Source organism: Salipiger sp. ABN3_019 (assembly GCF_056158605.1).
The window spans coordinates 2,730,851-2,752,554 of record NZ_JBSWTP010000009.1; the positions used below are offsets into that span (position 1 = coordinate 2,730,851).

Sequence of the window (21,704 nt, forward strand, 5' to 3'; positions counted from 1 at the left end):
TCAAAAAGAGACGCCGCTTAAGGCACCTGCTCCGCTGCGTCACCCAGAAGCGACGGCTCGCGCCGCGCCGGGCATTGGGAACGCGGACAGATGCGGCAGGTGGCGCCCACCAGTTCGGTCTCTTCGCCGCCGCGCTCGGGCCCGGCCGGGGTGATCATCATATGCGCCTCGAAGATCGGGTCGCGGTTGGCCTGCGGCAGACCCGCGGGCTGCGCCACCGCCCAGGCCCGTACCGCGCCGCCCTGCCGCCCAGCAAGCCGCACCCGGCGCGAGAGCACCGCCATGGGGCGGCTGAGCGCCGGGAACAGCGGCCAGAGCGGGCAGTCGGCCCCAAAGCGCGGGATCGGGAAATCCGGCAGCGGCTTGCGGAAGGTGAGCGCGCCCGAAGCGTCGCAGATCGCCAGCCCCACCGGGCCGCAGGCCGCCTCTGCGGGCAGCGCCGCAAGCCGCCGCATGGCCCGCGCCGGATCGCAGCCGAACCGTTGCAGCAACGCCAGAGGGTCCGCCCCATCCTGCGAGACGGCAGCGAGCAAGGGCTTTAGCGGCAGCGCGAGCGCGTCCTCGGCATAGGTGGACAGCGCCTGCCGCAGAAGGATCCGCGCATTGCCCGACAGCTCCGCCCCAAGTTCCTCTGCCAGCGTTTCGGGGTCCTGCCCCTTTTCCAGCGCCGCGAAGTGATAGCCCGCCGCCTCGAAAACGGCGGTCACCTCTTCCTGTGGCGTGCCGCTTTCGCGCGCCGCTTTGCCCTCGGCCTCGAGATAGCTGACGAGGCTGCGGCTGCTCTCTGCCAGCCGGGCGCTGTCTTCGTGGATGTTGCGGTGAAAGCGGCGCTGCCAGTCCGGGTCGATCGCCTCGGGCTCGTTAAGAATGGTGGCCGCCGAGCGGATCGCGGTGACGGTCGAGAGCATCTCGTGCAACGCCCCGGCAAGCTGCGGGTCATGGGCGAGCCGGTCGCTGAGGGTCTCGACGCTGCGCTCCAGCGTTTCCACCCGGGCATGCGCCTCGGCCAGCAGCCGCGCCCAGCCGGGAAATCGCCCGGCGAATTCATCAACCCGGTCCAATTCCGCCGCGTTGCCGCGCAGGGTGCCCGCCGCCTCGCGCAGCGCGGCAATCAGCGCGGCCTCTGCGCCCTCGGTCAGGATCGACGGTTCGACCTTGAGTATTTCCGCCAGATCGAGCAGCAATTTTCCGCCAATTCTGCGGCGATTGTGTTCGATCAGGTTGAGATAAGATGCAGAAATGCCCGCTTGACGTGCAAGATCGGCCTGTTTCAAGCCCAGAATCGTGCGTCTTTCGCGGATTCGACTGCCGGTCAGCGTATCGCGGGGCATAGTGGTTCCTGAACCCTTTCAAGGCCTTTCTGCGGCGCCAAATAAATTTATTTACACTATACCCTAATGCTTTGTGCATTTGTTGACAAAAAAATCGTTAACTCAAAAGCAGTTGTTGCGTGATTTTCTTTCGTGGCCCGATACTGATTTTGCACGGGAACGTGTGTTGCGGTGTCGGGAAGAGGAGCCTGACGGCGCAAACATCCAAACGGGAGGAAATTCATGTCCAAGTCGACTCTGACACGCCGCGGCGTGCTGAGAACTGGTGCCGTAGCGGGAGCCGGTGTGGCCCTGCCGACGATCTTCACCAGCTCGTCCGCGTCCGCCTTCACCAATGAGCCCACCGGCGGTTCGGTCACCCTCGGCTTCAACGTGCCGCAGACCGGTCCCTATGCCGACGAAGGCGCCGACGAGCTGCGCGCTTTCGAGCTGGCGGTCGAGCATCTGAACGGCGGCGGTGACGGCGGCATGCTGAACACCTTCAGCTCGAAGACGCTGGATGGCACCGGCATCCTCGGCAAAAAGGTCGAATTTGTCACCGGCGACACGCAGACCAAATCCGACGCCGCCCGCGCCAGCGCCAAATCGATGATCGAAAAGGACGGCGCGGTGATGATCTCGGGCGGCTCGTCCTCGGGCGTCGCCGTGGCCGTGCAGGGCCTGTGCCAAGAGGCCGGTGTGATCTTCATGGCGGGCCTCACCCACTCCAATGACACCACCGGCAAGGACAAGAAGGCCAACGGTTTCCGCCACTTCTTCAACGCCTATATGTCGGGCGCGGCGCTGGCGCCGGTGCTGGCCAAACAATATGGCACCGACCGCAAGGCCTATCACCTGACCGCCGACTACACATGGGGCTGGACGCAGGAAGAGTCGATCAAGGCGGCCACCGAGGCGCTTGGCTGGGAGACCGTCAACACGGTCAAGACTCCGCTCGCCCAGACCGACTTCTCGTCCTACATCGCGCCGGTGTTGAACTCGGGCGCCGACGTGCTGATCCTGAACCACTACGGCGGAAACATGGTCAACTCGCTGACCAACGCCGTGCAGTTCGGTCTGCGCGACAAGCTGGTTAACGACAAGAACTTCGAGATCGTCGTGCCGCTCTACTCGCGTCTGATGGCGCGCGGTGCGGGCGAGAACGTGAAGGGCATCTTCGGCTCCACCAACTGGCACTGGTCGCTGCAGGACGAGGGCTCGAAAGCCTTCGTGCAGAGCTTTGGCACCAAATACGGCTTCCCGCCGAGCCAGGCCGCGCACACCTGCTATGTGCAGACGCTGCTCTATGCCGATGCCGTGCAGCGCGCGGGCTCGTTCAACCCGTGCGAGGTTGCGGCGGCGCTCGAGGGCTTCGAGTTCGACGGTCTGGGCAATGGCCCGACGCTCTACCGCGCCGACGATCACCAGTGCTTCAAGGACGTTCTGGTGGTGCGCGGCAAGGAGAACCCGGAGTCGGAGTTCGACCTGCTGGAAGTGGTCGAGGTCACCCCGCGTGCGCAGGTGGAGTATGCCCCCGATCACCCGATGTTTGCCGGCGGCAGCCTCGGGTCCTGCAACCCGGGCGCCTGAGCCCAGCCAGACAGCGGGCCGCGTCGCGTTGCGCGGCCCCCATCCCCGCGTTCCCGGCCCCGCGCCGGGAGCGCCCGCACTTCCTTTGACCTGAAGGCCGGGACATGGACGCAATCATTCTTCAAATCCTGAACGGGCTCGACAAGGGCTCGGCCTATGCGCTGATCGCGCTGGGGCTCACGCTCATCTTCGGCACGCTCGGGGTGGTCAACTTCGCCCATGGCGCGCTCTTCATGATCGGCGCCTTCTGCGCCGTCACCCTCAACCGCATCCTGACCCTGTCGCATCAGGTGGTCGACGAAAGCCGCAAGGACTTCCTCGGCAACCCGCTTAAGGTCGACGTGCCCTATGTGAACGACTGGTTCGGAGAGGCCGCGGGCGCCGCGATCATCGACTGGTCGGTGCCGCTCGCCATCCTCTTCTCGATCCCGGTGATGATCGCCATCGGTGTGATCATGGAGCGCGGGCTGATCAAGCATTTCTACCGCCGTCCCCACGCCGACCAGATCCTTGTGACCTTCGGCCTCGCCATCGTGCTGCAAGAGATCATCAAGTATTTCTATGGCGCCAACCCGATCCCGACGCCCGCCCCTGACGTTTTCCGCGGGTCCTTCGATTTCGGCGTGCTGCTGGGGTTTGATCCCAATGTGATCATCTACCCCTACTGGCGCCTCGTCTACTTCGGCTTCGCCGCGCTGATCGTCGGTGCCGTCTTCGCCTTCCTGCAGTTCACCACCTTCGGCATGGTGGTGCGCGCCGGCATGGCCGACCGCGAGACCGTGGGCCTGCTGGGCATCAACATCGACCGTCGCTTCACCATCATGTTCGGCCTTGCCGCCGCCGTGGCGGGGCTTGCGGGGGTGATGTACGCGCCGATCAATTCGCCCAACTACCACATGGGGATGGATTTTCTGGTGCTGAGCTTCGTCGTGGTGGTCGTCGGCGGCATGGGCTCGCTGCCCGGTGCGGTGCTGGCGGGCTTCGTTCTGGGCGTGCTCGAGAGCTTTGCGTCGATGAACGAGATCAAGTCGATCCTGCCCGGCATCGACCAGATCATCATCTATCTCGTCGCCATCATCATTCTGCTGACCCGTCCTCGGGGCCTTATGGGCCGCAAGGGCGTGATGGAGGACTAAGACCATGTTCGGACTTGGCAAAAAAGATACCACCGTCTTCGTGGTCGTCATCATTCTGGCGCTCTGCGCGCCGTTCATCCTCAACCCCTTCCCCACCGGCAGCTCGCTGGCGCAGTTCAACGCGGGCTATCCCGACCTGATGCAGCGCTTCGTGATCTTCGGCATCTTCGCCATCGGCTTTAACCTGCTGTTCGGCCTCACCGGCTATCTCAGCTTTGGTCACGCCGCCTTCCTCGGCATGGGCTCTTACGCCGCGGTGTGGATGTTCAAACTGCTGAGCATGAACGTCATCCCGGCGATCCTGCTGTCGATGATCGTGGCGGGGCTGTTCGCGGTGGTGATCGGCTACGTCAGCCTGCGCCGGTCGGGCATCTACTTCTCGATCCTGACGCTGGCCTTCGCGCAGATGAGCTACAACCTCGCCTATTCGGTGCTCACCCCGATCACCAATGGCGAGACCGGTCTGCAGATCACCCTCGACGATCCGCGCATTCTGGGCAGTTCGGCCACCGCCGATGGCGGCATCCCGGTGACCAACCTCTTCGGGCTGGAGATGCGCAACTTCACCACGCTCGACATCGCCGGGTGGAGCTTCAACTTCTCGGTCGGCTACTACCTCTGCGCCGCCATCATGATCCTCGCCTTCTATGTGGCGATCCGCATCTTCCGCTCGCCCTTTGGCATGATGCTGCGCGCGATCAAGTCGAACCAGCAGCGGCTTTACTACACCGGCCTCAACGCCCGCCCCTACACGCTCGCGGTCTTCGTGATCTCGGGCATGTATGCGGGGCTCGCGGGTGGCCTCATGGCCTCGATGGACCCGCTGGCCGGCCCCGAGCGCATGCAGTGGACCGCTTCCGGCGAGGTGGTGCTGATGACCATCCTCGGCGGTGCGGGAACCCTGATCGGCCCGGTGCTGGGCGCGGGCTTCATCAAGTATTTCGAGAACATCTTCTCAAAGATCAACGGCAGCGTGCTGCACGGATGGTTCGCCTTCCTGCCCGACGGGCTGGAGAATTTCATCGTCACGCTTGTCCATCCCTTCGTCGGCAAAGGCTGGCACCTGACGCTGGGCCTGCTGTTCATGCTGGTGGTCATCTTCCTGCCCGGCGGGCTGGTGGAAGGCGGTCAACGGATCGCGAAGGCGCTGAAGCGCGACAAACCCGAAGACAATGGCGCGGCCCGTAAAGCCAGCCAAGAACCCGCAGAGTAAGGAGGCGCAGATGGGCATTCTTGAAGTCAAAGACGTCAACAAGCGCTTCGGCGGGCTCAAGGCGCTGTCGGAGGTGACCCTCAGCGTCGCCGAGAACTCCGTGCACGCCATTATCGGCCCCAACGGCGCGGGCAAATCGACCCTGCTCAACTGCCTCGTCGGCAAGCTGATCCCCGACACAGGATCGGTGCTGTTCGACGGGCAGTCGGTGCTCGGCCGCAAGCCCTTCGAGATCAACCAGATGGGCATCTCCCGCGTGTTCCAGACGCCCGAGATCTTCGGCGATCTGACGGTGATGGAGAACATGATGATCCCGCTCTTCGCCCGCCGCGATGGCGCCTACCGGCTGCACGCCTTCCGCTCGGTCGACAGCGAGGCCGAACTGCGCAGCCGCGCCGAGGCCATGCTCGAGGATGTGAAGATGCTCGACAAGCGGCACATGCATTCGGCCTCCATGTCGCGCGGCGACAAGCGGCGGCTCGAAATGGCCATGTGCCTGGTGCAGGAGCCGCGCCTCTTGCTGCTCGACGAACCCACTGCGGGCATGGCGCGCGCCGACACCAACAACACGATCGACCTGCTGAAAGAGATCAAGGAAAAGCGCGACATCACCATGGCGATCATCGAGCACGACATGCATGTGGTCTTCAGTCTCGCCGACCGGATCACCGTGCTCGCTCAGGGCACGCCGCTGGTCGAGGATTCCCCCGAAAACATCAAGGGCCACCCCAAGGTGCGCGAAGCCTACCTCGGCGAAGCGGCGTAAGGAGAGAACCAGATGAACGTCAGACCGGATTTTTCCAAGAACGCCAATATGGCCGAAACGGCCCCGGCCTTCCTGTCGGTGTGGGACATGCATTCCTACTACGGCGAAAGCTACATCGTGCAGGGCATCAACTTTAACGTGCATGAGGGCGAGATCGTCGCCCTGCTTGGCCGCAACGGCGCAGGCAAGACGACGACGCTGCGCTCCATTGCCCGGCTGAACTCGCCGCAGGTCCAGCGCGGTGAGATCTGGCTCGATCACAAGCCGCTGCACACGATGTCCTCTTACGAGGCGGCGACCGCCGGGCTTGGCCTCGTGCCCGAGGACCGGCGGATCATCCCCGGGCTGACGGTCGAGGAGAACCTGCAATTGGCGCAGATCGCCCCGCCCATCGGCTGGTCGATCGAGCGGCTTTACGATCTCTTCCCGCGCCTTGGCGAGCGCCGCAAGCAGGAGGGCGTGACCCTCTCGGGCGGCGAGCAGCAGATGCTGGCCATCGCCCGGGCGCTGGCGCGGGACATCAAGGTGCTGCTGCTCGACGAGCCCTACGAAGGGCTAGCCCCGGTGATCGTCGACGAGATCGAAAAGACCCTGCGCCACATCAAAGAGCAGGGGATGACGACGATCCTCGTCGAACAGAACGCAGTGCGTGCGCTGCAACTGGCGGACCGGGCGATCATCCTCGACACGGGCTCGATCGTCTTTGACGGCACCGCCGCCGAAGTGCTCGAGAACGAAGAGTTGCGGGCGGAATATCTGGCGATCTGAACGCCATCCGCCCCGGGCCTTCCGCGGAAGGCCCCGCGCGCGGGTCGATGGGGACCGGCCCGCGCGCATTTCCAATCAGGGCGCCTTATGCGGGCTGCTCAGGTTGCTTAAGACGGCCCGCCATCGCGCCTTCGATCGCTCCCGCCTCTCCGCCCGCACGCGCGCCTCCGTGATCCGCTTTCACGCAAAGTGCCCTTGCTTTCGCTGCCGCAAGGCGCATCCTGCTCCGCAAAACAGGAGGAGACATCATGACGGACCCTGTCCTTCACGCCCCGTCCGAGGAGTTCGCCGAGAACGCTCTGATCGGCGCCGAGCAATACGACGAGATGTACGCGCAATCGGTTTCGGACCCGGATGGGTTCTGGGCCGCAGCGGCGCAGCGTCTGGAGTGGATGGCGCGGCCGACGAAGATCAAGAACACCTGCTTTGACTTCGGCAAGGTCGACATCAAGTGGTTCGAGGACGGCGTGCTGAACGTCGCCCACAACTGCATCGACCGCCACCTGCCCGAGCGCGCCAACCAGACCGCCATCATCTTCGAGCCCGACGAGCCTTCGGACCCGGCCCAGCACATCACCTATGCCGAGCTCTACGACAAGGTGAACCGCATGGCGAACGTCCTGCTCTCGCAGGGCGTCATGCGCGGCGACCGCGTCGTCATCTACCTGCCGATGATCCCCGAGGCCGCCTATGCCATGCTGGCCTGCGCGCGCATCGGCGCCATCCATTCCATCGTCTTCGCCGGCTTCTCGCCCGACGCGCTGGCCAACCGCATCAACGATTGCGGCGCCAAGATCGTCATCACCTCGGACACCGCGCCGCGCGGCGGCCGCCGCACCGCGCTGAAGTCCAACACCGACGCAGCCCTCCTGCACTGCTCGGACAAGGTGCGCTGCCTCGTCGTCAAACACACCGGCGACCAGACCAGCTGGATCGACGGGCGCGATGTGGACGTGAAAGCGCTGATGGAAACCGCCGGCCCCGACTGTCCGCCGCGGCCGATGAATGCCGAAGATCCCCTTTTCATCCTTTACACCTCGGGCTCGACCGGCAAGCCCAAGGGGGTTGTGCACACAAGTGGTGGATATTTGGTTTACGCCGCCCTCACCCATGAGATCGTGTTCGATTACCACCCGGGCGACGTCTATTGGTGCACCGCCGACGTGGGCTGGGTCACCGGGCATTCCTACATTGTTTACGGGCCCTTGGCCAATGGCGCCACGACGCTGATGTTCGAGGGCGTGCCGACCTACCCCGACGCCAGCCGGTTCTGGCAGGTTTGTGAAAAACACAAGGTAAATCAGTTCTACACCGCCCCCACCGCGATCCGCGCGCTCATGGGCCAGGGTGACGATTTCGTAACCAAATGCGATCTATCCTCGCTCAAGCTGCTGGGCACCGTGGGCGAGCCGATCAACCCCGAGGCCTGGAACTGGTACAACGATAAGGTCGGTCAGGGCCGCTGCCCGATCGTCGACACTTGGTGGCAGACCGAAACCGGCGGCCACCTGATGACCCCGCTGCCCGGTGCCCATGCCACCAAGCCGGGCGCGGCGATGAAGCCTTTCTTCGGCGTGCAGCCGGTGGTGCTCGAGCCAACCTCGGGCGTCGAGATCTCCGAGCGCCCGACCGAGGGCGTGCTGGCGATCAAGGACAGCTGGCCGGGCCAGATGCGCACCGTCTGGGGCGACCACGAGCGTTTTGAGCAGACCTATTTCCAGCAGTACAAAGGCTATTACTTCTCGGGCGACGGCTGCCGCGCCGATGAGGATGGCGACTATTGGATCACCGGCCGGGTCGACGATGTGATCAACGTCTCGGGCCATCGCATGGGCACCGCCGAGGTGGAAAGCGCGCTTGTCGCCCATGCCAAGGTCGCCGAGGCCGCCGTGGTGGGCTACCCGCATGCGGTGAAGGGTCAGGGCATCTATTGCTACATCACCCTGATGAACGGCATCGAGCCCAGCGAGGAGCTCAAGAAAGAGCTGCGCAGCTGGGTGCGCACCGAGATCGGCCCGATCGCCAGCCCCGACCTCATCCAATGGGCCCCCGGCCTGCCAAAGACCCGCTCGGGCAAGATCATGCGCCGCATCCTGCGCAAGATCGCCGAGAACGACTATGGCGCGCTTGGCGACACCTCCACCCTCGCCGATCCCTCGGTCGTCGATGACCTCATCGAAAACCGCGCCAACAAAGGGTGAGCCGTAGAGCGGCCCTTATGTCTTGTGAAGGGTCCCTCCGGGGACCCTTTGCATTCTGCATCAAATCCGCAGTTAACCGCTTTGCCGAAAACTCCCTAAAATCCGCCGGATCCTGCTGCCGTGCGCCCTGCGCTGTGCTAATCTAGGGCTGTGGGGACCGACAGCAGACGGAGCATTTCGATGCAGTTCACCGGTGTTCCCCAAGTGGTGGCACCTCTGGCCACCGGGCATCCCCTCGGCTTGCCCGGCGCCCCGGTCAGAACGGCCGAGGAGACCAAGGTGCAACCGGTCAAAGAGCAATCGACCACCGACACGGATCAGGGCGGGGAATATGGCGCCGACGGCCAGCCGCCCACCAGCTTCTGGCGCAGCCTGACAGGGATGCCTGATCCCTCGAGCCATGTCGCGCCGCCCTCGATCATGCAACTGCGCATTACGGCCCTGCTCGAGGAACAGGCCGAGGCGCTGCTGAAGGAATTGCGCGGCAAGGCGCTCGCAGAGGGGACCGTAAGCCGAGAGCCTGCGGAACCCGCGCGCGACGCGGAGGCGTCCACGGGCGCCACTCAGAGAGAGACGGACGCAGAAACCGAGGTGCGACCCGACCTGCCGCAGCCGAAGTTCGCGGCGGGCTCAAACCCTCGCGAGGGTGCAGGCGCGCAAGAGCCTTCGATCCGTTCAGGCGAACCCGGGCGCGGCGCATCGGCGACCTCCGAGCCGCCCACGTTTACCGCACCTGCCACGCGCGAGAGCACCGCAGCCAACGCCCCGCCCCTGCCCGAGCGCCAGCCCGCTGTACCCGACAACACCGCCGAGCTAACCGCGCCGGCCCGCCCCAGCCCGTCGGGGTCCGACGGAACAAACGGCACCGCTGGCCCGACAACCGGATACGGCGCTGATTCGCACGGCACTGCGCCCCACACGCCAACCGAGAGCATGGCTTAGTCGCGACGCCAGAGGTTGAGCATCGCCTCAGCCCACGCACCGCAGCGAAGATCGCGAACCCGTCATTTGCCGGCCGTCATGGCCGGTTTTCCCGCCTCGCCTCGCTTTTCATGCGTCAAAGCATGGCCTATAAGCGCGAAATCATCAGGCCCCGCAGAGACCGGGCCCAGCATAACACCGGCGAGGACCGCATGAGCAAAGATAACCATGAAGCGGACGTGGCCTTCATCAAGGCCCTGGCAGAGCTTCTGCGCGAAAACGATCTGACCGAACTGCAGGTCAAGCGTGAATATGGCGAAGAGGACAGCCTGAACGTCCGCGTCAGCCGCGCCCTGCCGCAGGCGCCGGTGGCCGCCTCGGTCGCCGTTCCCGCCGCAGCTCCCGCAGCCGCACCGGCCGCCGCAGCCGCCCCCGCCGCTGCCGAGGCCGCGCCCGAGGATCCGGCCGCGCATCCCGGCGCCGTCACCTCGCCGATGGTCGGCACCGTCTACATGCAGCCCGAGCCCGGCGCGCCGGCCTTCATCTCGGTCGGAACACAGGTCAAAGAGGGCGACACGCTGATCATCGTCGAAGCGATGAAGACCATGAACCACATCCCCGCTCCGCGCGCGGGCACCGTTAAGCGCATCCTCGTCGAGGACGGCGCCCCGGTCGAATACGGCGCCCCGCTGGTCATCCTCGAGTAAGAGGCTGCCATGTTCGATAAAATTCTCATCGCCAACCGTGGCGAGATCGCGCTCCGCGTGATCCGCGCCTGCCGCGAGATGGGCATCGCCTCGGTGGCTGTGCACTCGACCGCGGATTCCGACGCCATGCACGTGCGCATGGCCGATGAAACCATCTGCATCGGCCCTGCCTCCTCGACCGACAGCTACCTGTCGCCACCCGCGATCATCTCGGCCTGCGAAGTGACCGGCGCGCAGGCGATCCACCCCGGCTACGGCTTCCTGTCGGAAAACGCCCGCTTCGTGCAGATGGTCGAGGATCATGACCTTACCTTCATCGGCCCCACCGCCGAGCACATCCGGGTGATGGGCGACAAGATCACCGCCAAGGACACGATGAAGGCGCTCGGCGTGCCCTGCGTGCCCGGCTCGGACGGTGGCGTGCCCGATCTCGAGACCGCCAAGCAGGTGGGCCGCGACATCGGCTATCCGGTGATCATCAAGGCCACCGCCGGCGGCGGCGGGCGCGGCATGAAGGTCGCGCTGAGCGAGGCCGAGATGGAACGCGCCTTCCAGACCGCGCGTGCAGAGGGCAAAGCCGCCTTCGGCAACGATGAGGTCTACATCGAGAAGTACCTGCAGAAGCCGCGCCACATCGAGATTCAGGTCTTTGGCGACGGCAAGGGCAAGGCGGTTCACCTCGGCGAGCGTGACTGTTCGCTGCAGCGCCGCCACCAGAAGGTCTTTGAAGAGGCGCCCGGCCCCTGCATCACCCCCGAAGAGCGCGCGCGCATCGGCAAGGTCTGCGCGGATGCCGTGGCCAAGATCAACTACACCGGCGCGGGCACCATCGAGTTCCTCTACGAGGACGGTGAGTTCTACTTCATCGAGATGAACACCCGCCTGCAGGTGGAGCACCCGGTGACCGAGGCGATCTTTGGTGTCGACCTCGTGCGCGAGCAAATCCGCGTCGCCTCCGGCATGGACCTGTCGTTCACGCAAGAAGAGCTCGAGATCAACGGCCACGCCATCGAGGTGCGGATCAACGCCGAGCGTCTGCCCACCTTCGCGCCCTGCCCCGGCAAGATTACCCAGTATCACGCGCCGGGCGGTCTGGGCGTGCGCATGGACAGCGCGCTCTATCAGGGCTACTCGATCCCGCCCTACTACGACAGCCTCATCGGCAAGCTGATCGTGCATGGCCGCGACCGCAAAGAGGCGCTGTCGCGCCTTGACCGCGCACTTGGCGAGCTGATCGTCGATGGCGTGGACACCACGCTGCCGCTGTTCTCGGCGCTGCTGCAGGAAGAGGATATCCTCACCGGCAACTACTCGATCCACTGGCTCGAGAAGTGGCTGGCCAGCAAGCTGGCCGACGCCTGACCCGCACGTGAGCAGAGCGGACGCACACCATTTTGCGGCCCCTTCCCAGCTTTGGGGAGGGGCCGCATGACTCTGACGCCCGAGATCCTGCTGCAGGCCTATCGCGCAGGCATCTTTCCCATGGCCGAGCATCGCGACGACCCCGAGATTTTCTGGGTCGATCCGCGCCAGCGGGGCGTGATCCCGATGAAAGGCTTCCGCATCTCGCGCAGCCTTGCGCGGCGTTTGCGCAAGGATGACTACGAGGTCACCTTCGACCGCGATTTCGAGGGGGTGATCGACGCCTGCGCCGACCGGCGCGAGACGTGGATCAACTCAGAAATCCGCGCGTTGTTCACCGAGCTGCACCGCCGCGGCATCGCGCATTCGATCGAGGTCTGGATGGAGGGGGAACTTGTCGGCGGGGTCTACGGGCTCGAGATCGGCGGCGCCTTCTGCGGCGAGTTGATGTTCTCGCGGCGCCGGGATGGCTCCAAGATCGCGCTGGCGTGGCTCATTGACCTGCTGCGCCGTGCGGGCTTCACGCTTTTCGACACGCAGTTCCTGACCACGCATCTCGCCTCTCTGGGCGCGGTGGAAATCCCGCGGCACCAGTACCGGGCGCAGCTTGCCATGGCCTTGGAGGTAGCGCCCGATCTAGCCGGAACACCACTGGCCGCGTCAGGTCAGGAGGTGGTGCAGCGCAGCACCCAGACGTCGTAACGCTGGTGATCCATCGGATTAAGCGCAGGCGACGAGGCGATCATCCAGCCGCGGAAAGCCGGATCGGTCTTGCCCGCTTCACGGATCGTGAGGAAGGCAAAAGCGTCGCCCGCCCGATCGCCTTCGGGGTAACGGCATTCGCCAAGCGCAATCTCGATGCGGCCGAACTGCGTGCTGTCGCCGCTGGCCAGTTGGATGTCGGTGACCTTGCCGGTGAGTTTGTCGAGCCCGCGCAGCGTGGCGCCGGTGCCCGTCTCGGTGGCTTCCTGCTGCGCAGTTGCAGCGCCCGCGGCCGCAAGCCCCAGCGCCATGATCATTGCAAATACACGCGTCATTCACTGCCTCCGGCCACATATTTGAACAGCAGCGACATCAGGCTGACCGAGCCTTGCGTGTCGAGGATTTCATCACCCGCACCGTAGTAGAAGGGCGAGCCGCCGGGGCTGATTTCGACGAAATTTCCGCCAAGCAGCCCCTCGGAAGAGATCACGATCGCGCTGTCGTCGGGCACCTGTACGCCGCCATTCATCGCAAGCGTCATGTCGGCGCGGTAGGTTTCGGGATTGAGCGAGATGCCGGTCACTAAGCCCACTTTGACCCCGGCAAGCCGCACGTCGCTGCCCACCGACACCCCCTCGAGCGAGCGGAAAGAGGCGCTGAGCGGGTAGCCATCGGTGCCGCCAAAGGCAAAGCCCGTAGCGCTGACCGCATAGGCGCCAAAGGCGATGGCGCCGGCAAGCACCACGCCGCCGACCAAGACCTCGGTGGCAGTGTGCGTCATGGGGCTATTCCGGGCTCCACGCCTCGTAGTCCCGGCGCGGGGCCGGTTCCGGGCGGCGGATCGAGCCCTTGGGGGCATAGGCCAGCGCGGTGCCGGTCAGGTTCTCGATATGGGGCTTTTCCCAGCTCTTGTGCGCCAGCGGCTTTTCCGTCGGCGGATGCGGGAAGGTATGATGCAGCCAGCCGTGCCAGTCGGGGCTCACGCGCGTGGCCTCGGCCTCGCCGTTGTACATCACCCAGCGGCGCTTGCCGTCCTTGGTCTGGTAGAACACGTTGCCCTGCTCATCCTCGCCGACGCGCTGGCCCTTGCGAGAGGTATAGAGCTGCGTGTTCAGCGTTGCCCCGTTCCACCAGGTTACGGCCCGCAGCAGCGTGTTGAGAATTCCCATGGACAACTCCTCGCTTAGTCCTGACACGTGTATGACCAAAAGCGCCGCCGAGGTCCAGCCGCGACGGCGCGGGGCAACGGCTCAGGCCGGTGCCAATGCGGTCAATTCGATCTCGATCCGATATTTCGCATCGATCAGCGCAGTCTCGATCATCGTCGCCGCCGGAGGGTTGGCACCGAAGGCCTCGCGCAGCAGCGGCCAGCAGGGCTCGAACTCGGATGCGTCGGGCAGGTAGTAGGTCACCCGCACCGCGTCGGCAAAGCTCGCTCCGGCCTCAGCCAGCGCCTTTTCGATGGTGGCCAGCGCCGCGCGGCACTGATCGACCACCGTGTCGCCCTGCCCCACCGTTCCGGCCACATGCACGAAACCGCCGGCGACCACCGCGCGGCAGTACCCGATCTTCGCCTCGAACTCGCCGCCGGACGAAATACGCCTGATTGTCATGATCTGTCAGTCTCCATACCGGATGCGCGCGGCGATCCGGTCGGTTGCGGAATAGATGTGGAGATCCGTCCCCACGCCATCGCGCATATACCAATTGCCCGGCGCGTCCAGAGCCTGCCGCAATTCTTCGGCCAATGCGACATCCCACTCACCGCTGCACGCATCGAGAGGCTCGCGCCCGGTGCCGATCGACGGGGTCTGCCGCCAGTCGCCGCCGAAGCGTTCCCACCATGCACTGCCGACCCCCGAGGTCGGCGGGGTCTGGGCGATGCCGCCCCCGGTCCGGATGATCGCATAGGTGCAGCCGCCATCCATGGCATCGGCGTAGGGTTTGCTGGCCAGCACCGCCTCGACCGGCAGGAGGCCACCAAAGAGCTTGCCCGCAAGGATGTCTTCATCCGAGGACGAAGGCCCCGCGCCTGCCGCGCCCTTGCCGCCGCCCTGCGTGTGCAGGCCCGCGCCCGCCATCGGCAGGCTACGTGCCTCGGCCTCTCGACCCGCGAAATAGGCGAACCACGCCCATCCCCCCAAAAAGAAGATGCCTGCCACGACGGCAAGCATCCTCAAAGCGTTCTGAACAAGCTGGGCTACGATCCAGGCCATGAACTGATACCGGTGTTACCTCATCACACTGCCTTACCCGGCCGACGCAGGTTCTTTCTTGGGATCTGCGTAGATCAGGAGCGGCTTAGCATCAGCATTGACCGATTCCTCGTTCACCACCACCTCGGTCACGTCATCCATGCCCGGAAGCTCGAACATCGTGTCCAGAAGGATACCCTCAAGGATCGAACGCAGGCCACGCGCACCCGTTTTGCGGGCAATCGCCTTCTTGGCGATGGCCAGCAGCGCGTCGTCGGTGAAGGTCAGCTGGCTGTCCTCCATCTCGAACAGGCGCTGGTACTGTTTGACCAGAGCGTTCTTGGGCTGGGTCAGGATGGTGACCAGCGCGTCCTCATCGAGGTCTTCCAGCGTTGCGATCACCGGCAGACGGCCAACGAATTCCGGGATCAGGCCGAATTTCAGCAGATCCTCGGGCTCGAGGTCCTTGAACACCTCGCCGACGCCCCGCTCTTCGGGGTCGCGCACATCGGCGCCAAAGCCCATGGCAGAGCCCTTGCCGCGCTGCGCGATGATCCGGTCGAGACCGGCAAAGGCGCCACCGCAGATGAACAGGATGTTCGTGGTATCCACCTGCAGGAATTCCTGCTGCGGATGCTTGCGGCCGCCCTGCGGCGGAACCGAGGCCACGGTGCCTTCCATCAGCTTCAGCAGCGCCTGCTGCACGCCCTCGCCCGACACGTCGCGGGTGATCGAGGGGTTTTCGGACTTGCGGGTGATCTTGTCGACCTCGTCGATGTAGACGATGCCGCGCTGCGCGCGTTCGACGTTATACTCGCTTGCCTGAAGCAGCTTCAGGATGATGTTCTCGACATCCTCGCCCACGTAGCCCGCTTCGGTCAGCGTGGTCGCGTCGGCCATGGTGAAGGGCACGTCAAGAATGCGCGCCAGCGTCTGCGCCAGCAGCGTCTTGCCGCAGCCGGTCGGGCCGATCAGCAGGATGTTGGATTTCGCCAGCTCGATATCACCGCTTTTCTGCGAGTGATTGAGCCGTTTGTAGTGGTTGTGCACTGCCACCGAGAGCACGCGCTTGGCCTTCATCTGGCCGATCACGTAGTCATCGAGCACGTCGCAAATCTCGCGCGGCGTGGGCACACCTTCGGAGGATTTCAGGCCAGCGCCCTTGGTTTCCTCACGAATGATGTCCATGCAGAGCTCGACACATTCGTCGCAGATGAAGACGGTCGGTCCCGCGATCAGCTTGCGTACCTCGTGCTGGCTCTTGCCGCAGAAGCTGCAATACAGGGTGTTCTTGCTGTCGCCGCCGGAGTTCGTCGCCATATCACACCTTTCCAGGCCTTTGGGTTTCAAGCGTCAGGGCCGTTGCCCCAACAAGGCCTATCGTCTCTGCCTAGTCCGGAAAGTCTAAGACAGGGCTTTCCGGTCCACAATGTCAAAATTGCCGCGCGCGGGATCGCGCGCGGCAAAGGGTAAAGCTTACGCTTCGTCAGTGCCGCCGCGCTTTTCGACGATCTCGTCGATCAGGCCCCAGGCCTTTGCGTCCTCGGGCGACATGAAGTTGTCGCGCTCGAGCGCCCGCTCGACTTCCTCGAGGGTGCGGCCGCAATGCTTCACGTAAATCTCGTTGAGGCGCTTCTTCAGTTTCAGCGTCTCTTCGGCGTGGATCATGATGTCCGTCGCCTGGCCCTGGTAGCCGCCCGAGGGCTGGTGCACCATGACGCGGCTGTTGGGCAGCGAGAAGCGCATGCCCGGCTCACCGGCGGCCAGCAGCAGCGAGCCCATCGAGGCCGCCTGACCGATCACCAGCGTCGAGACCTTCGGCTTGATGTACTGCATCGTGTCGTAGATCGACAGGCCCGAGGTCACAACGCCGCCCGGGCTGTTGATGTACATCGAGATTTCCTTGCTCGGGTTTTCCGCTTCGAGGTGCAGCAGCTGCGCCACGATCAGCGAGGACATCCCGTCATGCACGGGCCCCGAAAGGAAGATGATCCGCTCCTTCAGCAGGCGCGAGAAAATGTCGTAGGCCCGTTCGCCGCGGCTGGTCTGTTCGACAACCATGGGAACGAGGGTGTTCATGTATGTCTCAAAAGGATCTTTCATCGTCGCCTGCCTGCTGTGTCTTTTCCAAATGGTGCCTATCGCGCGCGCGTTAAGCGAGTTTTAGTATCGGGTCTGGGGGGCTGCAAGGGCCGGAGCGCCAATTCGCCGCCTCAGGCCCCGCCCCAGTCCTGCGGAGCCGCACAACTGTGCCGGCTGCATTCGAGTTCAAGTGTTACCTGTGTCAGTCCAAAGCGGGTTTGCATCTCGTCCTTCACAGCACGTTTTATGCCATCCGCCCGCGCCCATGCGCCCTCGTCGACCACCAGATGCGCCTGCAGCGCGGTGGTGTGCTCGTCGATCTGCCAAAGATGGGCCTTGTGCAGCCCCGCCACGCCGTCGATCTCCTGCGCCGCCTCAAGCACCGCCGAGGGCACCATATCCGGCGGGCTGCCCAGCATCAGCACGCGGATCACCGATCCGATCTCGGCCAGCGCCATCCACAGGATGTAGCCCGCGATCAGCAGCGTCACCAGCGGATCGACCCAGGTCCAGCCGAAGAGCAGGATCAGCGTGCCCGCGAGGATCACCGCCAAAGAGCCCATGGCGTCGGCCACATTGTGCAAAAAGGCCGCGCGGATGTTCTGGCTGTCCTTCGACATCGCGTAGGTCAGCATCGCGGTGGTCACGTCGATCACCAGCGCGACCCCGGCGATCACCACGATCATCCAGCCGGTCACCGGCTCGGGCGAGAGGAAGCGCAGCACCGCCTCGATCATCAGGTAGATGCCGATGACGATCAGCGTGGTGTAGTTGATCAGCGCCGCCACCGTCTCGGCCCGCGCGTAGCCAAAGGGCATCTCGGCGTTGGCCGGACGCCGCGCGATCTTGCGCGCCAGCGCCGCGATGACCAGCGAGATCGCGTCCGAGAAATTATGCAGCGCGTCAGCAATCATCGCGAGGCTGCCCGAGAGGATCCCCCCGACGACCTGGGCGACGGTCAGCAACATGTTCACCCCGACCGCGATCGCCATACGCGCGTCGCCAGCCTCGGGGTCTACATGGTGATGATGGTGGTGGTGATGACCGTGACTCATGCCTGCATCAGGGACCGCTGCGGTGCCGAGGTCAAGCAGATCACAGGTGCGCGCCGCTCTCGACAGGTGCGTCCACATGCAGAACGCGGGTTATCTCGAAGCTGGGATCACGCCTGTCGCCCTCTGGAAACAGCCCGAGCGCCGCAGTCAGCGCCAGAAGCGCGGCGATACAGACAATCCAGTGGCGAAAATTCATGCGTCATCTTCCTTGGTCAGTTCTGCCCGGGGGCTGCCAAGGATATGGAGCGCGATGGCGCGATGACCAGACGAGGGCGGAAAAAGACGTAAGGACAAGGCCTCACGTTCGCGCGACCGCCCGATCAGATGGCATCGAAAGGGCCACGCAGGCGTGGCTCTGTGCCGGCCCACCTACGGAGGGTCAGCTCATCTCCTGCAGGCGGGCGACGTAGCGCGCCATCGTGTCGATCTCGAGATTGACGCTGTCGCCAAGCTTCACCCCGCCCCATGTGGTCACTTCCTTGGTGTGGGGGATGAAGTTGATGCCAAAGACCGAGCCCTGCACCTCGTTGACCGTCAGCGAGGTGCCGTTGAGCGCGACCGAGCCCTTGGGCGCGATAAATTTCGCCAGGTCGTCCGGCGCGCGCAGCTGCACGCGGGTGCTGTCACCCTCGTCCTGAATCGAGACCACCTCGGCCAGCCCATCCACGTGGCCCGACACGATGTGACCGCCAAGCTCGTCGCCGACCTTCAGCGCGCGTTCCAGATTGACGCGCTTGCCCTGCTGCCATGTGCCAAGGTTGGTCTTCGACAGGGTCTCGGCGCTGATCTGCACGTCGAACCAATCCTCGCCCAGCGTCACCACCGTCAGGCAGACGCCGTCGCAAGCGATCGACGCGCCGATCTCGATGCCCGCAGTGTCGTAGGAGGTGCCGATGCGCGCGGTCAGATCGCCCGCCTGCTCCAGCGCGCGGATTTCCCCCATGTCGGTGACGATACCGGTGAACATCAGCAGATCCTCTTATGACCCAAGGGCTCTGGCCACGGGCCTTATTTTGGTCAAACAATCACGATACGGAGAGCTGTCCGGCCAATTGGCTGGCATCCCCGATGACGAGTAGGCCGATCCTTAACGAGTGCCCATGACCATGGCAACCGCAGAGCCCCACCCCGTACAGGCCGGGCGCGTCTTCCTGTTCCTGCAGGGACCGCACGGGCCATTCTTTCATCGCCTCGGCGCCATGCTGCGCCGCGCCGGTGCCGAGATCTGGCGCGTTGGCTTCAACGCTGGCGACCGCGCCTTCTGGTTCGACGGTGCCAGCTATCTGCCCTTCACCGAAGCACCCGAGGGCTGGCCTGCGCATCTGCGCGGCCTGCTCGACGAAAAGCGGGTGACGGATATCGTGCTCTATGGCGACACCCGCGCGATCCACGCCGAGGCCATCGCCGAGGCGCGCCGGCGCGGGCTGCGCGTGCATGTGTTCGAGGAAGGCTACATGCGCCCCTATTGGGTGACCTACGAACGCGGCGGCGCCAATGGCCATTCGCGGCTGATGGACATGGACGTGGCGGACATGCGCAGCGCGCTCGAGCGGTCCGACATGGAAGCGCCGCTGCCGCCCGGCCATTGGGGCGACATGCGCCAGCACATCTTCTATGGCGCGCTATACCATTGGTTCGTGATGTTCCGGAACGGCGACTACCGCAATTTCCGCGCCCACCGCGATCTGCCCGTGGCGCGCGAGTTTCAGCTCTACCTCAAGCGCCTGCTTCTGATGCCGCTGACCCGGGTCGAACGCTTTGTCGAAAGCCTGCGCATCCGGCGCGGCGGCTTCCCCTATCACCTCGCGCTGCTGCAGCTCGAGCATGACTCGAGCTTCCGCCAGCATTCGCCCTTCGAGTCCATGTCAGAGTTCGTTGATCTGGTGCTCGAAGGATTTGCCAAAGGCGCGCCCGGACATCACCACCTCGTCTTTAAGGCGCATCCGCTGGAGAACGGGCAGGTTCCGCTGCGCCGGATGATCGCCGCCTCGGCGCGCCGCCTTGGCATCGAAGGACGAGTGCATTTCGTGCCCGGCGGCAAGCTGGCGCAGCTGCTGAACGACGCGCGCAGCGCGGTCACGGTCAATTCCACCGCCGGTCAGCAGGTGCTCTGGCGCGGAATTCCGCTGCGCACTTTTGGCCGCGCGGTCTATGCCAAACCCGAGTTCGTGTCGGAACAGCCGCTGGCCGAGTTCTTTGCTTTGCCGACCCGCCCCGACAGCCGCGCCTATAAGGATTACCGCCGGTATCTGCTTGAAACGAGCCAGCTTCCGGGCGGGTTCTACGCCTCGCGTGGGCGCCGCCAGTTGCTGCGGCAGGTGGTCGACATGATGCTCTCGTCGCATGATCCCTATGATGCGCTGCGCAATGGCACCGCGGCACCTCGGCAACAGTTGCGCGTGGTCCGCTGACGCCGCGCGAACCCCGGACTGGTTTTTGAATCCGGATTCTCGTACCTTACGCCAAAAAGCTCAGGCAGATAAGAACAGGTCGAGGAGACCGAGCAGTGAAACAGTCCCGCTCCCGATGGGCGAAATCCGCCGCCCTTCTGGCCGCAGTGTCAATTCTGGCATCCTGCGCCCTGCCCCGCGTCGGTCCCAACAAAGATGAGATTTACGCCGGTTCGGTGATGCGCGAGGGCGATGCCTTCGTCGTCAGCGTCAATGATCGCGTGACCCGCGCCACCGCCGTCGTCCCCGCCCTCGGCTTTTCCGAACAGTTCCAGAGCGCCGGTGTCGTCGGCTCCGACACGATCCAGCCCGGAGATACGCTGGGGCTGACGATCTGGGAGAACGTCGACGACGGGCTGCTTGCCGCCGCCGAGACCAATGCCACCTCGCTCGAAGAAGTGCAGGTCGACGGTTCGGGCTTCATCTTCGTGCCCTATGCGGGCCGCATCAAGGCCTCGGGCAACTCGCCTGAAACCGTGCGCCGCATCATCACCGACAAGCTTTCAGAACAGACCCCCGACCCGCAGGTCGAAGTGCGCCGCCTTGCCGGTGACGGCTCGACCGTGAGCCTCGTCGGCTCTGTCGGCGGTCAGGGCGTCTATGCCATCGAGCGCCCCACCCGCACGCTGTCGTCGATGCTGGCGCGCGCTGGTGGCATCACCATCCAGCCCGAGATCGCCCAGATCACCGTTCTGCGCGGTGGCCAGCAGGGCAAGATCTGGTTCCAGGACCTCTACAAAGACCCGCGCTATGACATCGCGCTGCGCGGCGGCGACCGCATCCTCGTCGAGGAAGACACCCGCGCCTTCACCGCGCTCGGCGCCACCGGCACGCAGGCGCGCGTCCCCTTCGAGACGCAGACGCTCTCGGCGGTCGAGGCGATCGCGCAGGTTGGCGGCCTCGTGCCCACCTCCTCGGACCCCACCGGCGTCTTCGTCTTCCGCAACGAGCCCGCGGACATCGCCAATCAGGTTCTGGGCCGCAGCGATCTGATCGGCGCACAGCGCATGGTCTATGTGCTCGACCTGACCAAACCCAACGGCATGTTCATGGCGCGCGACTTCGTGGTGCGCGATCAGGACACGCTCTACGTCACCGAAGCGCCCTACGCACAGTGGAGCAAGGTGATCTCGGCGCTGACCGGCACGCTGACCGCCATCGCCACCGTCTCGACCGTGCAGGACGCGGTTTCGGGCGGCTGATCCGGATAAAAGCCCTGAATACATATAACGAGGGACAGGGCAGC

23 protein-coding genes are annotated in these 21,704 nt (G+C 64.7%); 12 read left to right on the plus strand and 11 right to left on the minus strand.

The features are described from left to right. Positions 1-17 precede the first annotated feature (17 nt). A complete protein-coding gene (locus tag ACXAD2_RS21365) occupies positions 18-1,331 on the minus strand; it encodes a helix-turn-helix domain-containing protein (RefSeq protein WP_475174419.1) in 1,314 nt (437 codons plus the stop codon). A gap of 222 nt (positions 1,332-1,553) precedes the next feature. On the opposite strand from ACXAD2_RS21365, the gene ACXAD2_RS21370 reads away from it, so the two are divergent. The 10 genes from ACXAD2_RS21370 (at position 1,554) to aat (ending at position 12,676) form a co-directional block, all read left to right on the plus strand. After that, positions 1,554-2,900, plus strand: a complete 1,347-nt coding sequence (locus tag ACXAD2_RS21370; RefSeq protein ID WP_066101411.1) for a substrate-binding protein — start codon at positions 1,554-1,556, stop codon at positions 2,898-2,900. Between the two features lie 104 nt (positions 2,901-3,004). Beyond that, positions 3,005-4,036, plus strand: a complete 1,032-nt coding sequence (locus ACXAD2_RS21375; protein ID WP_164178892.1) for a branched-chain amino acid ABC transporter permease — start codon at positions 3,005-3,007, stop codon at positions 4,034-4,036. 4 nt (positions 4,037-4,040) lie between these two features. After that, a complete protein-coding gene (locus ACXAD2_RS21380; protein ID WP_475174427.1) occupies positions 4,041-5,249 on the plus strand; it encodes a branched-chain amino acid ABC transporter permease in 1,209 nt (402 codons plus the stop codon). 10 nt (positions 5,250-5,259) lie between these two features. Next, the gene (locus ACXAD2_RS21385; RefSeq protein ID WP_475174430.1) at positions 5,260-6,015 is read left to right on the plus strand and encodes an ABC transporter ATP-binding protein; all 756 of its coding nucleotides are present in this window, start codon (positions 5,260-5,262) and stop codon (positions 6,013-6,015) included. Between the two features lie 12 nt (positions 6,016-6,027). Next, positions 6,028-6,783, plus strand: a complete 756-nt coding sequence (locus ACXAD2_RS21390; protein ID WP_475174437.1) for an ABC transporter ATP-binding protein — start codon at positions 6,028-6,030, stop codon at positions 6,781-6,783. 248 nt (positions 6,784-7,031) lie between these two features. Next, positions 7,032-8,984 carry an acetate--CoA ligase gene (acs, locus tag ACXAD2_RS21395; protein ID WP_475174442.1) on the plus strand — a complete coding sequence of 651 codons (1,953 nt, stop codon included), beginning with the start codon at positions 7,032-7,034 and terminating at the stop codon, positions 8,982-8,984. A gap of 180 nt (positions 8,985-9,164) precedes the next feature. Beyond that, positions 9,165-9,926 carry a hypothetical protein gene (locus tag ACXAD2_RS21400; RefSeq protein ID WP_475174444.1) on the plus strand — a complete coding sequence of 254 codons (762 nt, stop codon included), beginning with the start codon at positions 9,165-9,167 and terminating at the stop codon, positions 9,924-9,926. Between the two features lie 191 nt (positions 9,927-10,117). Next, on the plus strand, positions 10,118-10,612 hold the full coding sequence (gene accB, locus ACXAD2_RS21405) for an acetyl-CoA carboxylase biotin carboxyl carrier protein (protein ID WP_224907066.1): 495 nt from the start codon (positions 10,118-10,120) through the stop codon (positions 10,610-10,612). 9 nt (positions 10,613-10,621) lie between these two features. Continuing rightward, the gene (gene accC / locus ACXAD2_RS21410) at positions 10,622-11,974 is read left to right on the plus strand and encodes an acetyl-CoA carboxylase biotin carboxylase subunit (protein WP_475174447.1); all 1,353 of its coding nucleotides are present in this window, start codon (positions 10,622-10,624) and stop codon (positions 11,972-11,974) included. 66 nt (positions 11,975-12,040) lie between these two features. Continuing rightward, a complete protein-coding gene (gene aat / locus ACXAD2_RS21415) occupies positions 12,041-12,676 on the plus strand; it encodes a leucyl/phenylalanyl-tRNA--protein transferase (RefSeq protein ID WP_475174452.1) in 636 nt (211 codons plus the stop codon). Here aat and ACXAD2_RS21420 read toward each other — a convergent pair. The 10 genes from ACXAD2_RS21420 to ACXAD2_RS21465 all read right to left on the minus strand — a co-directional run bounded on the left by ACXAD2_RS21420 (position 12,640) and on the right by ACXAD2_RS21465 (position 18,975). Continuing rightward, positions 12,640-13,011 (minus strand): DUF2155 domain-containing protein, encoded by a 372-nt coding sequence (locus ACXAD2_RS21420; protein WP_475174459.1) that lies wholly within the window; start codon positions 13,009-13,011, stop codon positions 12,640-12,642. The genes aat and ACXAD2_RS21420 overlap by 37 nt on opposite strands. Continuing rightward, positions 13,008-13,457, minus strand: coding sequence for an outer membrane lipid asymmetry maintenance protein MlaD (gene mlaD / locus ACXAD2_RS21425; RefSeq protein ID WP_475174464.1), 450 nt, complete (start codon positions 13,455-13,457; stop codon positions 13,008-13,010). Before mlaD ends, ACXAD2_RS21420 begins: the two co-directional genes overlap by 4 nt. A gap of 4 nt (positions 13,458-13,461) precedes the next feature. Then, positions 13,462-13,845 (minus strand): NADH:ubiquinone oxidoreductase subunit NDUFA12, encoded by a 384-nt coding sequence (locus ACXAD2_RS21430; protein ID WP_066101446.1) that lies wholly within the window; start codon positions 13,843-13,845, stop codon positions 13,462-13,464. Positions 13,846-13,926: 81 nt separating this feature from the next. Further along, on the minus strand, positions 13,927-14,289 hold the full coding sequence (locus tag ACXAD2_RS21435) for a RidA family protein (RefSeq protein ID WP_066101449.1): 363 nt from the start codon (positions 14,287-14,289) through the stop codon (positions 13,927-13,929). 6 nt (positions 14,290-14,295) lie between these two features. After that, the gene (locus ACXAD2_RS21440; protein WP_475174468.1) at positions 14,296-14,838 is read right to left on the minus strand and encodes a hypothetical protein; all 543 of its coding nucleotides are present in this window, start codon (positions 14,836-14,838) and stop codon (positions 14,296-14,298) included. 87 nt (positions 14,839-14,925) lie between these two features. Continuing rightward, on the minus strand, positions 14,926-16,191 hold the full coding sequence (gene clpX, locus ACXAD2_RS21445) for an ATP-dependent Clp protease ATP-binding subunit ClpX (RefSeq protein WP_066101455.1): 1,266 nt from the start codon (positions 16,189-16,191) through the stop codon (positions 14,926-14,928). Between the two features lie 156 nt (positions 16,192-16,347). Further along, entirely contained in the window at positions 16,348-16,974 is a 627-nt protein-coding gene (locus ACXAD2_RS21450) for an ATP-dependent Clp protease proteolytic subunit (RefSeq protein WP_066101458.1), read from the minus strand. Between the two features lie 110 nt (positions 16,975-17,084). Next, positions 17,085-18,008, minus strand: coding sequence for a cation diffusion facilitator family transporter (locus tag ACXAD2_RS21455; RefSeq protein ID WP_475174475.1), 924 nt, complete (start codon positions 18,006-18,008; stop codon positions 17,085-17,087). 40 nt (positions 18,009-18,048) lie between these two features. Continuing rightward, positions 18,049-18,204, minus strand: coding sequence for a hypothetical protein (locus tag ACXAD2_RS21460; protein WP_475174478.1), 156 nt, complete (start codon positions 18,202-18,204; stop codon positions 18,049-18,051). 183 nt (positions 18,205-18,387) lie between these two features. After that, positions 18,388-18,975, minus strand: a complete 588-nt coding sequence (locus ACXAD2_RS21465) for a riboflavin synthase (RefSeq protein ID WP_475174481.1) — start codon at positions 18,973-18,975, stop codon at positions 18,388-18,390. A 133-nt stretch (positions 18,976-19,108) separates the two neighbouring features. Between ACXAD2_RS21465 and ACXAD2_RS21470 the strand changes: the two genes are divergently transcribed. Both ACXAD2_RS21470 and ACXAD2_RS21475 read left to right on the plus strand, forming a co-directional pair. Then, entirely contained in the window at positions 19,109-20,419 is a 1,311-nt protein-coding gene (locus ACXAD2_RS21470) for a capsule biosynthesis protein (protein WP_475174484.1), read from the plus strand. Positions 20,420-20,514: 95 nt separating this feature from the next. After that, positions 20,515-21,660, plus strand: a complete 1,146-nt coding sequence (locus ACXAD2_RS21475; RefSeq protein WP_066101469.1) for a polysaccharide biosynthesis/export family protein — start codon at positions 20,515-20,517, stop codon at positions 21,658-21,660. Positions 21,661-21,704 lie beyond the last annotated feature (44 nt).